Source organism: Aeromicrobium sp., assembly GCF_049587115.1.
GTDB lineage: Bacteria > Actinomycetota > Actinomycetes > Propionibacteriales > Nocardioidaceae > Aeromicrobium.
Map to the genome: position 1 here is coordinate 19137 of NZ_JBAVDI010000031.1, position 10678 is coordinate 29814.

Sequence of the window (10678 nt, forward strand, 5' to 3'; positions counted from 1 at the left end):
ATGCTTCCCGCTCCGAACCGCGGACTAGGCGACCTTGGTGAGCTTCCCAGCGGCGCTGAAGGTCACGGTCCGGGTGACCTGCTTGCCCGCACTGTTCTTGGCGCAGTAGGTGAAGGCGGTGGCCAGTCGGCTGTGCGGCTGGCCGGCCTTGAGCAGCACGTCCTTGACGCTGGTGCCGGCCGCCAGAGCCTTGAAGAGAGTGTCCGGCTTGAGCGCCTGCGGATCGCGGCACGCATCGTTCGTGACGCCCTCGGCGCGTTCCCACGTCTGGAGGTACGCCTCTGAGCCTCGGGCCATGTCGTCGGCGATCGCCTGTCCACCTTGCTTGCGAAGGTCCTCGATCCAGTCGGGGTAGAGCCCGTAGTGCGCTACGCCGTCGACGTTGATGTCATATGTCCGTTGACCGCTGACCTGCTTGTCGATCGTCACGCCGCCGAGACCCGCGAACGGGTAGGTCACTGGGTTCGGCGCATCGGCGCCACGCGGATCACCCTGCGCACCGAGGCCATTGATGTCAGCGCCGAAGCCGAAGCCGAAGTAGTAGCGCGGATCGGCCCACGTCAGGTGCTTGCGCCACTTCTGGACGAAGCCTGCACTGTCCCCGGCATACGGCGTGACCACGCCACCGGCCCGGTATATGCGCGGGTACGCGTCCGGGGTCGACCAGGAATGGCTCGACATCACGCCGGGGTACTTCAGCTTCTCGGCCACGTCCAACGAGGCTGATCGGGCCGACACACTCATGTGGTCCGGGTCGAAGAGCATCTTGCGCTTGACCATCTGCTCGATCGTGTGGTCGCCCAGGGAGGTCAGGCCGCGTGCATTGCAGTGCGGTCCCGCGGCGTACACCGGGAGCTTGAGCGGGATGAACGCCCCAGCGATCGCTCCCAGCAGCGCGTCCTGCTCCGGTGCCAGCGTCGGAGCTGTCAGCTGACCCCGATCGTGAACCTCGGGGTCGGTGCCGTCGGGGCACTTGCGCATGTCCCAGAACGAGCCGGTCTCGAGGAAATTGGCTCCGTTGATCAGGACGGCTGCGGCGCCGGTGTCACCCGCGACGCCGGACAACGCATTGTCGAACTTGTTGACCAGCTCCATCTGGCGCACGCCGAGATCGTGCACCTCGCTGACCTGCCGATCGATGTCGGCGGTCGTGCACTGGGGCAGGTCCAGCTTGATCGAGCAGCCGAAGACCACGCTGGTCTCGATTCCCATGACGACTGCGAGCTTTCCCTGGTTGATGACCTCGCGAGCCTGGAACGGATCGGTGACGATCCGGTACCAGCCTCGGCCCGGTCCGCCGTTCTGCGCGTCGATGTATCGCTCGAATGCCCGCATGTCGTTTGCCTGCAGTCGGACCGAGTCCATGTCGTTGCAGGAGTTGTGCTTGATGGGATAGACCGTGCACAGCTGGTTGTTCTCGACCAGCAGGTTGACCAGGATGCGCTGACCGCCGCGCCACGAGCGCTCGAGCCACTTGTAGTAGGTGCCTTCGTGGGTCAGGGAGTCCGGCGCCGGCCAGTCCTTGAATGTCGGCCAGCCGACCGTGTCGTGTGGCTCGACCGTGCCGCCCTTCATGAAGTTCTCGACCAGGGCGCCGCTGCCCCCGGTGAGCGAGTGGTCCGGGCAGTCCTTGAGGGCGTACGTCACACCGTACGGGTGCCAGGGACGGCCGCAGTGCACGTCTCCGCCGAGGAACTCGAAGGCCATGCCGTGCGTGTGCGCGTCGAGGTAGCCACGCACCTCCTGATACGGCGTGGAGCCGGCGAACGGGTTGCCCCGCACGCCGACCTCGACCTCGGGCCAGGGCTCACACCCCGTCGTGAGGCGCAGCGAGAATGCCGCCGCGGCTCCGTTCACGAGCGCACCGCCGCCGCCGATCCCCAGAGCGACGCGATGCTTCGGCAGGGCGAACGTGAACGACGAACCAGTCTGCGCCACGGTCCAGTCGCTCCACGTGCTGGGAGAGCCGTGTGCGCTGGGACGGGTCAGCAGATTGGCGCTGAGGAACGTCTTGCCGGGCCCGTAGAGCAGGTAGGACCCGAGGTCAGTGGCCTGGAAGTGGAATGGGATGGCATCGGAGATGGACGCTGCGGTCGCTGCGTACTCGCCGGCCTGGGGTGCGACCCACTTGCCGGTGGCCACGGACTGCAGGGCGTAGCACCCGCCGGCCATCGCGTAGCGGTCCTGCGGGGCGGAGGCGCGGGGAGCGGGCGACCCCGTCGGGACGAGCCGGGGATCCGGCTCGCTGCGTTGCGTCACGACGCTGCTGGTGTTGCCGAGAGCCTGGGCGAAGGTCGTCGGGTCGGCCGTGCCGCCGGCCTGGGGCGCGCGTGAGATTGCGTTCTTCGTCGCGGCATCGTCGTGCTGGTGTGGGCTCGATTCGTCGACCGGCGCCGAGGCGACGACTGACGAGGCCTGACCACTGTGGAACTGCTCGACCCAGCCGGCGTAGGCAGGGAAGCTGCCCATCGCGACTGCCATCGTGGTCACCGCGACCGTGAGCGGCCAGAAGTGCCGGTGCCGTCGGACCTGTCGCATCGCGTGCCTCCATAAGTTACTTGAGAGTCACAACGAGACGCTGGCGGGGAAGTCACGCGATCGTCTCACTTTCAGGTGATCAAGGACTCGCCGGTCTGCTTCGGCATCGTGGACGGGAACGTGCCGAGGTGCTCGATCATGAAGCCGCCGGGATACGAGCGGACGCGATGGGTGTCGCGAAGCAGCTTGGGTCGCCGCCGCGGAGGCAGCCGGCGCACCAGGCGGCCGCGTGCCGTGAGCGACCCGTGCGCGAGGGCACTGATGATCCGGGGCGGCTTCGGGTAGCCGAGCGCGGCGCGCAGGTGGTCGTCGAGCAGAGCGACGCTGAATCGGCGCATCACCCCGCGCAGGGGTCGAGGATAGAAGGTCACGAACAGGTCGAGGGTCGAGTCGGCGACGGCGCGCGAGGCGGCATTGGCCGCGTAGTTCTCACGTTCGTACGAGTCCATCAGCTCGGCGAACCCGGCGAAGTCGGCCGGGATTTCACTGATGCCCATCAGGCGGCCGAGGCGCTGGTAGTAGCGCACCGACGCGAGCCGCTCCGCGGGCGTGATCTGACGCCAGCCGTATCGGTCGACCCAGCGCGCTGGCGTGACGACGAAGGTCGCCAGGACGTAGCGCAGATCGTCATGGGAGATGTCGTAGCTGCCGTGCATCTGGTTCATGCGCCGCACGCCCGCGCGACCCTCGCTGGACTCCAGGCCGGTCTCCGCAATGCGCTCGAGCAGGATCGTGGTGTCGTCGTGCCGCTTCTGCACCGCGCGGGTGAACTCGCCGGTGTCGAAGAGCAAACGTCCGATGCTTGGCACCGCGTAGGTACGGAACAGCGCAAAGCTGAGTGCCTGCTGCGAGTCCCACGGGAACTCGTGCATCGCCGAGATCCGCGCGATCTGCTCGTAGTCCGTCTCTGGATCGAGCTCGGCGATCTTGCGCTGCCAATGATCACGATGCATGAGCAGACCCTACTGTGACAGCGATGCTGTCACCATGGGTTTCACAAGGTCAGACGGAGGAAGTCCACGATGTCCTCGAGTGCTCGTGCCGCGACCGGCACCACCCCCGGCAGGCTCATGAACCCGTGGATCGCTCCGGGGTATTCCGCATATCTGACCGGCACGCCGTCGGCGACCAACGCGTCGCGGTAGTGCGTGCCGTTGTCCAGCAGCGGATCCAGCTCCGCGGTCAGGATGAACGTCTTGGGCAGGTCAGCGTGCGATGCAGCACGGATCGGCGACGCGCGGAAATCCTCGTCGCCGTAGCGCTCACCCATGTAGAGCCGCCCGAAGGCCCGCATGTTCGCCGATGTCAGAACCGGTGCATCGGCGTGGCGATCCTCCGAGGGCCAGCGGTCGTACATCTCGGTTCCGGGGTAGATCAGGACTTGTGCGCGGAGAGCCGGACCTCCGGCGTCGCGGGCCAGCAGGGCAAGGACCGCAGCGAGATTGCCACCTGCGCTGTCCCCCATGACCGCAACACGTTGCGAACTGATTCCCAGGTCTTCAGCGTGTTCGACGAGCCAGGTCAAGGTCCCCCAGCAGCTCTCCACGGCAGCGGGGAACGGCCGCTCGGGCGCCAACGGGTACGTCGGTGACACCACCACGGCGTTGCAGCGCAGTGCGATCCGGCTGGCCATCCATGCAGACTGCTCGGGATTGCCCTGCACCCACCCACCACCGTGGAAGTTCAGTACGCACGGCAGCGGCCCAGTCACCCCGGGCGGGCGGTGCACCACGGCGCGGGTGCCGGCTCCGATGGTGATTTCATCGACCAGCGCGTGCCGATCGGCCCGGCCGAAGACGGCCCCGCCCAGCAGCGACCGCTGGAGGCGGGCCCGCTTGGCACGATATGCAGGCAGGTCGGCGATGTCCTCGATCCCCTTCTCGGACAGACGGAGCAGGGCAGCGAACAGGCGCGTGCGCGGCGCCATCGAGGAGGTCACGCTCGTGAGCGTAGTCGTGCCCCAGCGCTTGGCGTGCGGGCCCGGCTCAGCCTGACGCCTTGAGCGCCCATGCCCGGATCGCGTCGATTCGCTCCTGCAGCTGCGCGGACGACGCCTGAGCCGCCGCCGGGCCGCCGCAGTGCTGACGGAGCCGGTTGTGCGTGACGCCGTGCGGAGCGCCCGTGCGGTGATGCCACGCGCCTACCAGTGCGTGCAGCTCCCGCCTGAGCTCGCTGCGCTTCTCGAACGCAACATCGGCATCGGGTCTAGCGCTTGCACCCTTGGCCCTGGCCCGTTTGGCCCGTGACGCCCGCAGCAGCTCGGCGACCTGGTCGTGGTCAAGCAGCCCCGGGATGCCGAGGAAGTCGAGCTCGCCGTCGTCGTCGGACATTGAGTCGTAGCCGAACTCGCCACCGTCGTAGACCATCCGATCGAAGGACGCATCGCTGCCCAGCGCGCGGTACTCCCCGAGCTGGTCGGCAGACCCCGGCTCCTCGTTGGCCTTGGCCAGCAGCTCGTCCTCGGCAGCGAACAGATCACCCTCGTCGCTGACCGGGCGCCCGATCACATGATCGCGCAGCGCCTCCAGATCCGAGGCCAGCGCCAGCAGCGCCGGAACGCTCGGCACGAAGATCGAGGCCGTCTCGCCCTTGCGCCGGGCGCGAACGAACCGGCCGACGGCCTGGGCGAAGTACAGCGGCGTCGCCGTTGTCGTGGCGTACACGCCGACCGACAGTCGCGGTATGTCGACACCCTCGCTGACCATTCGCACCGCGACCATCCACGGAGTCATGCCAGCGGAGAAGTCCGCGATGCGCGAGCTCGCGCCCGATTCGTCCGACAGCACGACGGTCGGCGTCGACCCGGTGATGTCGGCCAGCACAGCGGCGTACTGTCGGGCGGTGTCCTGGTCGCTGGCGATCACCAACCCGCCAGCGTCCGGCACGTCGCGACGCACCTCCATCAACCGGGTGTGCGCCGCGGTCAGGACCTCGGGAATCCACGAGCCATTCGGGTCCAGGGCGGTTCGCAGCGCCTGCGCCGTCGCTGCGCGGTCGAGCGGCTCCCCCAGGCGTGCGGCGACCTCGTCACCCGCCCGGGTGCGCCAGTGCATCTGGCCGGAGTACGCCATGAAGAACACAGGCCGCACGACCCGATCCTTGAGTGCGTGGCCGTAACCGTAGGAGAAGTCCGCAACGCTGGTCATGGTGCCGTCCGTCTGCGCGGCGTACCGGACGAACGGGATCGGATTGTCGTCAGAGCGGAACGGAGTTCCGGTCAGCGCGAGCCGGCGGACCGCGGGCTCGCACGACTCCTGCACGGCGTCGCCCCAGGTCAGCGCATCGGCAGCGTGGTGGACCTCGTCCAGGATCACCAGCGTCGCGCGGTGCTCCACGCGAGCGCGGTACGCGTTGGGATTGACCGCAAGACCCGCATACGTGACAGCGAAGCCCTGAAAGTCTCGGCCCAGCACGCCTGAGCCGGCGAGCGCGGGATCGAGCATGATCCCGATTCCCGAGGCGGCCAACGCCCACTGCGTCTTGAGATGGTCCGTCGGCGTCACGATCACGATGCGCTCGACGATCCCGCGGGCCAACAGGTCCGCCGCAATCGTCAGGGCAAAGGTGGTCTTCCCGGCGCCAGGCGTGGCCACAGTGAGGAAATCACGCGGCTGGGCGCGCTGATACTGCTCGAACGCCTCACGCTGCCAGACCCGGAGGTGCTGGCTACGCGTCACCCGACGGGTCTCCCTTGTCGTCGCTCATGCTCTCCCAGATGTCTTTGCACTCCGGGCACACCGGGAAACGCTCCGGATCACGGCTCGGAACCCATACCTTGCCGCACAGGGCGACGACCGGGTTCCCCATGATCATGGCCTCGGTCAGCTCTTCCTTGGGCACGTAGTGCGAGAACTTCTCGTGGTCGCCCTCCTCCGTGCGCATGTCCGTGCGCTCGTCGACCACCGTCTCTGCACCACGTCCGAAGAAAGCCACGGCCCCAGTCTAACGAGTCGCCATCAGTTGGCCGAGGGGTCGTCGGGGAATGTCGTCCAGAACCTGATGTCATCATCCTGTCGACGCAGCACCTCACGCCACAAGGTCTCGGGCTGCGGCGAGATCAGATCGGTCTCGAGGGCGTCGACGACCAGCCAGGCTCCCTCCTCGACCTCGGCCTCGAGCTGGTCGGCGCCCCAGCCGGCATAGCCAGCGAAGACCCGGAGCCCCGCGAGCTCACCATGATCGGGCAGCGGACCCTCGAGGTCGACCAGCCCGACGCGGCCGGCCATCTGCCTCCAGCCAGGCGGAGCGATGTCGGCGATCACGCCGAGTGCGAGCGCCGAGTCCATCGCGACCGGCCCTCCTTCGAACAGGCACACCGGGGCGTTGACCAGGGCGGCCCAATCCGGCAGCACGTCATCGACCTCAGATTCCGAGGGCCGGTTGACGATGACTCCGAGTGCCCCGTCGCCATCGTGGTCGAGCAGGAACACGACGCTGCGCAGGAACGGGCCCGACTCGATGGCCGGTGTGGCCACCAGCAGTCTGCCCCTCAGCGTGTCCATGTCTCCATGATGCCCCCTCGATCCGCGCTGCGACGGGAACTCGGTGCGGCCTTATGATTCCTGCATGCCCGACGCCGCGACGCCCGCCGACGAGTACACCGTCGACGAGCTTGCCGCGCGGGCCCAGATGACGGTCCGCAACGTCCGGGCCTACGCCAGTCGCGGGTTGATCGAGCCACCCCGGCTCGAAGGTCGAACGGGGTTCTACAACCGCGAGCACCTGCAACGGCTGCAGCTCGTCCGTCAGCTCATCGAGCGGGGCTTCACGCTTGCAGCCATCGAGAAGGCCGTCCAGAACACGCCCCACAACACAGCCGGCCACACCCTCGACCTGATGACGATCCTCGACCAGCCCGACGGCGAAGATCCCGAGATCATGTCGCGCGACGACCTGGCCGCGCTCGCGAGCGTCGACCGGGACGACACGTTGATCGAGTCCCTGCTGGGCCTGGGGCTGGTGGCGAAGCTCGACGGCGACCGGGTGCGCCTCATCGAGCCAACCGTCGTGCGTGCCGGAGCGGCCGCCGTGACACTGGGGGTAGCGCCCGAGACTGTCATCGCACTGTTTCCACTGCTGCGAGGACATCTGCGCACGATCGCCGACGAGTTCGTGCGGGACGTGGTCGACGAGCTCGTCCAGCCGTTCATCGACGCAGGCCTGCCCGAGGACGACTGGCCCCGCATCATCAGCGTCGTGCAGAGCCTGCTCCCGATCGCGAGTCAGGTGACGCTCGGGATCTTCCGCAGCGAGTTCCGTGAGGCGATCGATCTCGAGGTCGGTCAGCAGATCGCCGGCATTGCGGCGCGGCGGGCCCAGGGCTGACCCGGTCGTTCACATGCACAACCCCGCCCGGCGCCAGAGGGAGGGAGCGGCGCCAGACGGGGTGGTCGTGTTCCAGGTCAGGCAGCGATGACGCTGCGCAGCCTGGCCATGAGCCCGCTGTGCGGATCTTCCGATCCCTGGCTCACGCTGCTGAGCGGCGCGATCGCCGACTCACGGGCGGAGTCGATGATGCGGCGGCCCTGCTCGGTGTGATCCGGGGAGGTCAGCGGCACGCCAGCCGAGGCGGCAAGGAAGGACTGCTCCTTGACGAACGCCTTGGCGAGTGCCGGTTCGTTGCGGTGTGCGTCAAGCAGGGCGCGGGCGCCGGGCATCTCGGCCGCGGCATGAACCCATGCGGTGACGGCCATCAGGTCAGGGGCCTCATGGCCCGCCGTGACGAGGCGGTCCATCTGGCCACTGAGGCGCTGGAACCAGGTCATCTGAAGATCGAAGAGCAGCTCGGTTTCGTTCGCGAAGGCCAGACGGCTTTCGTCGACCGTGTCAAGCAGCTCGGTCAGGGTGATCTCGCGGTGCTGGTCAGCGATCGCGAGCATCTCACGCAGTGTTTCCTTGCGACGGTTGTAAGCATCCCAGGTCATGGTGTGCTCCTTTCTGTTCCGTCGAACCGGGGCTCCATACCCTCGGTACGTACTCTCAGTATGTTGCATACTCTGGTTCTGCGCAAACCCTTGGTATGTGATTCGGCCCACGTCGCTGCTGGCCCTTAGACTTGCGCGCATGGCACACCACTCACGCGTGACAAAGACGGTGCTGCGAACCACTCGTGACAAGACGTCCCGCCGTCAGGACTACTCCTCCAGCACCAAACGGGCCCTGCTCGACAGCGCGACCATCCTGTTCACGGATCACGGCTACGCCGGCACCTCGCTCGACGAGGTCGTGGCTGCTGCGCGGGTCACCAAGGGTGCGCTCTACCACCACTTCCCCAGCAAGCTGGCGCTGTTCGAGAGCGTTTTCCTGCGGGTGCAGGAGGGCACGACCGCCGACATCGAGAAGGCCATCAATGCCTCCAAGGACCCGTGGCAGCGGGCCCAGATAGGCCTGGAGAAGTTCTTGGAGGTCTGCCGGCAACCCGAGTTCCGTCGCATCTGCATGCAGGAGGGACCTGTCGCACTGGGCCATGAGCGGTGGCAGGAAGCAGAGCGGGCCGCGTCATTCGGCATCGTGCAGCGCGTCGTGGACGATCTGCTGGGCGACCTGGGCGGGTCAGAGCAGCTGGGTGACGCTTTCGCGGTCGTGTTCTACGGCGCCATCCGCTCGTCCTCGGAGTACGTCGCCGACGCCGAGGATCCCGATGCCGCGAGCGACGAGGTCCTGTCGACCATCGGCGCCCTGCTCGCGGGCCTGCGTGCGCTGCCGACCATCAGCTGAGATCACCCGAGGCTGACTGAGCCGTCATCCTTGGGCACGAGCTCGAAGAAGATCTTGCCCGGATCTATCGTGATCGGCTCGCCGGCCTTGTCGCGAAACGAGATCGAGCCCTTGCGGCCCGCCTTGCGCCACGTGGCCTCGGTGACGGCGCTCCCATGGAAGATCATCGCGCGACCTCGACCTTCGAGCTTGGTCTCCGGGACCCGATTGCCGGCGGGATCGGTGTAGCCAGCGTCGCCAACTTCGCAGAACATCACGATCATGGTGTTGGCGCGCAGGTCATGCCCACCCTTGGCGTGACCGTTCGTGCGCTGCCACTTGCCTCCGGCCAGCTTCCATCCGGTCGCGGTGGATCTGGAGAAGCGAACAGTTGCCTTCCGTACCTTTTTGGGCACGGGGGTCGGTCCCGCGCTCGCACTGGGTTCGGGCGAGCTCGATGAACGGGGCGTCCACTCGACATACGGACCGTGGATCTTGGTCCGCTTGGCCTTCTTGGCGACGGTCTTGAGATTGATCAGACGGTTGTAGGGGCGCACCTTCGCCGGATCACTGCTGAAGCCCGGCGCACCATAGTCCTCCGAGAAGACGGTGATGCCCGCCTTCTTGACGCGTCGGTAGGTGCCCGAGGCGCCACCCGAGGCGACAATCTGGCCTCCCACCGGCGCTGCGATGCCGATGTCGGTCGCGCGCATCGAGCGAACGTGCCCGACCTTGGTCGGCAGAGCGGAGTAGTAGAAGGCCGCGAGTCGCGTCAGCCCGCCCTCGACGAGCTCTTCCATCACCATGTCGGCCTTGTCGAGCCCGTACTGCGGTGCGCCTCCCTCGGTGTTCTCGATCTTGACGACGAAGACCGGGTGGGTTGGCTTGCCCTTCGGCAGAGCACGTCCGGTCAGCGGCGAGACCTCGACCAGCTTGGTGCTGGCTCCCATTGACGGCTCGGGTGTCCCGGGTCCCTTGTCTTGGTCAGAGCTGGAGCAGGCGGTCAGGGTGAGTGCCACGGCGGACCCGACGGCAAGCAGGCGCAACTTCATGCCGCCAGCATGCACCATCGACGAAGCCGCAAGCTGTATCGCCACGGGCGGCCTGTTCAGGTGTCGTCGATTGTTCCGAGCTCTGGCGCTTCGAGCGGGACAGCGGCGGTCGAACCGCCCGGCGGAACGACCGGAGGCTCGCTCGCAGCGGCCTTCTTGGCCGGTGCCTTTTTGGCCGGCGCCTTTTTGGCCGAGGTCTTCTTCGCATGGGCTTTTTTGGCGGGCGCCTTCTTGGCCGGGGTCTTCTTCGCGGGCGCCTTCTTCGCGATCGCCTTCTTGGCGGGCGCCTTCTTGGCGGGCGCCTTCTTCGCGGGCGCCTTCGCCTCCATCACGTAGGTGTCCGTCGGTGCACCGCCCGGCTCGTCGTCGTGGGTCGACGGGGAGCCAGCGAC

11 protein-coding genes are annotated in these 10678 nt (G+C 67.3%); 2 read left to right on the forward strand and 9 right to left on the reverse strand.

Annotated features, from left to right (window positions below):
* Positions 1 to 24: 24 nt before the first annotated feature.
* From WB461_RS03395 to WB461_RS03420, 6 genes are all read right to left on the reverse strand, one after another.
* Positions 25 to 2538 (reverse strand): hypothetical protein, encoded by a 2514-nt coding sequence (locus WB461_RS03395; protein ID WP_423851313.1) that lies wholly within the window; start codon positions 2536 to 2538, stop codon positions 25 to 27.
* A 71-nt stretch (positions 2539 to 2609) separates the two neighbouring features.
* Positions 2610 to 3491 (reverse strand): oxygenase MpaB family protein, encoded by an 882-nt coding sequence (locus tag WB461_RS03400; protein ID WP_423851314.1) that lies wholly within the window; start codon positions 3489 to 3491, stop codon positions 2610 to 2612.
* 41 nt (positions 3492 to 3532) lie between these two features.
* The gene (locus WB461_RS03405) at positions 3533 to 4477 is read right to left on the reverse strand and encodes an alpha/beta hydrolase (protein WP_423851315.1); all 945 of its coding nucleotides are present in this window, start codon (positions 4475 to 4477) and stop codon (positions 3533 to 3535) included.
* Between the two features lie 46 nt (positions 4478 to 4523).
* The gene (locus WB461_RS03410; protein WP_423851316.1) at positions 4524 to 6215 is read right to left on the reverse strand and encodes a DEAD/DEAH box helicase; all 1692 of its coding nucleotides are present in this window, start codon (positions 6213 to 6215) and stop codon (positions 4524 to 4526) included.
* Positions 6205 to 6420 (reverse strand): DUF3039 domain-containing protein, encoded by a 216-nt coding sequence (locus WB461_RS03415; RefSeq protein ID WP_423851323.1) that lies wholly within the window; start codon positions 6418 to 6420, stop codon positions 6205 to 6207. The genes WB461_RS03410 and WB461_RS03415 overlap by 11 nt, the downstream gene beginning before the upstream one ends.
* 74 nt (positions 6421 to 6494) lie before the next feature.
* Positions 6495 to 7040, reverse strand: a complete 546-nt coding sequence (locus tag WB461_RS03420; protein WP_423851317.1) for a YqgE/AlgH family protein — start codon at positions 7038 to 7040, stop codon at positions 6495 to 6497.
* A 64-nt stretch (positions 7041 to 7104) separates the two neighbouring features.
* On the opposite strand from WB461_RS03420, the gene WB461_RS03425 reads away from it, so the two are divergent.
* Complete coding sequence (locus WB461_RS03425) at positions 7105 to 7863, forward strand: MerR family transcriptional regulator (protein ID WP_423851318.1); 759 nt, start codon at positions 7105 to 7107, stop codon at positions 7861 to 7863.
* A 77-nt stretch (positions 7864 to 7940) separates the two neighbouring features.
* On the opposite strand, the gene WB461_RS03430 is transcribed toward WB461_RS03425, so the two are convergent.
* Complete coding sequence (locus WB461_RS03430; RefSeq protein WP_423851319.1) at positions 7941 to 8462, reverse strand: hypothetical protein; 522 nt, start codon at positions 8460 to 8462, stop codon at positions 7941 to 7943.
* Between the two features lie 139 nt (positions 8463 to 8601).
* On the opposite strand from WB461_RS03430, the gene WB461_RS03435 reads away from it, so the two are divergent.
* Positions 8602 to 9255 (forward strand): TetR/AcrR family transcriptional regulator, encoded by a 654-nt coding sequence (locus WB461_RS03435; protein ID WP_423851320.1) that lies wholly within the window; start codon positions 8602 to 8604, stop codon positions 9253 to 9255.
* Positions 9256 to 9257: 2 nt separating this feature from the next.
* On the opposite strand, the gene WB461_RS03440 is transcribed toward WB461_RS03435, so the two are convergent.
* Positions 9258 to 10286 (reverse strand): DUF3048 domain-containing protein, encoded by a 1029-nt coding sequence (locus WB461_RS03440; RefSeq protein ID WP_423851321.1) that lies wholly within the window; start codon positions 10284 to 10286, stop codon positions 9258 to 9260.
* 56 nt (positions 10287 to 10342) lie between these two features.
* A partial coding sequence (locus WB461_RS03445; protein ID WP_423851322.1) for a histone H1-like repetitive region-containing protein occupies positions 10343 to 10678 on the reverse strand: 336 nt, incomplete at its 5' end.

Bases quoted from the DNA above. Each gene is read 5' to 3' on its own strand.
- WB461_RS03430 (WP_423851319.1), bottom strand. From the start codon at position 8,462: ATGACCTGGGATGCTTACAACCGTCGCAAGGAAACACTGCGTGAGATG.
- WB461_RS03420 (WP_423851317.1), bottom strand. From the start codon at position 7,040: ATGGACACGCTGAGGGGCAGACTGCTGGTGGCCACACCGGCCATCGAG.
- WB461_RS03435 (WP_423851320.1), top strand. From the start codon at position 8,602: ATGGCACACCACTCACGCGTGACAAAGACGGTGCTGCGAACCACTCGT.
- WB461_RS03395 (WP_423851313.1), bottom strand. From the start codon at position 2,538: ATGCGACAGGTCCGACGGCACCGGCACTTCTGGCCGCTCACGGTCGCG.
- WB461_RS03400 (WP_423851314.1), bottom strand. From the start codon at position 3,491: ATGCATCGTGATCATTGGCAGCGCAAGATCGCCGAGCTCGATCCAGAG.
- WB461_RS03425 (WP_423851318.1), top strand. From the start codon at position 7,105: ATGCCCGACGCCGCGACGCCCGCCGACGAGTACACCGTCGACGAGCTT.
- WB461_RS03415 (WP_423851323.1), bottom strand. From the start codon at position 6,420: ATGCGCACGGAGGAGGGCGACCACGAGAAGTTCTCGCACTACGTGCCC.
- WB461_RS03440 (WP_423851321.1), bottom strand. From the start codon at position 10,286: ATGAAGTTGCGCCTGCTTGCCGTCGGGTCCGCCGTGGCACTCACCCTG.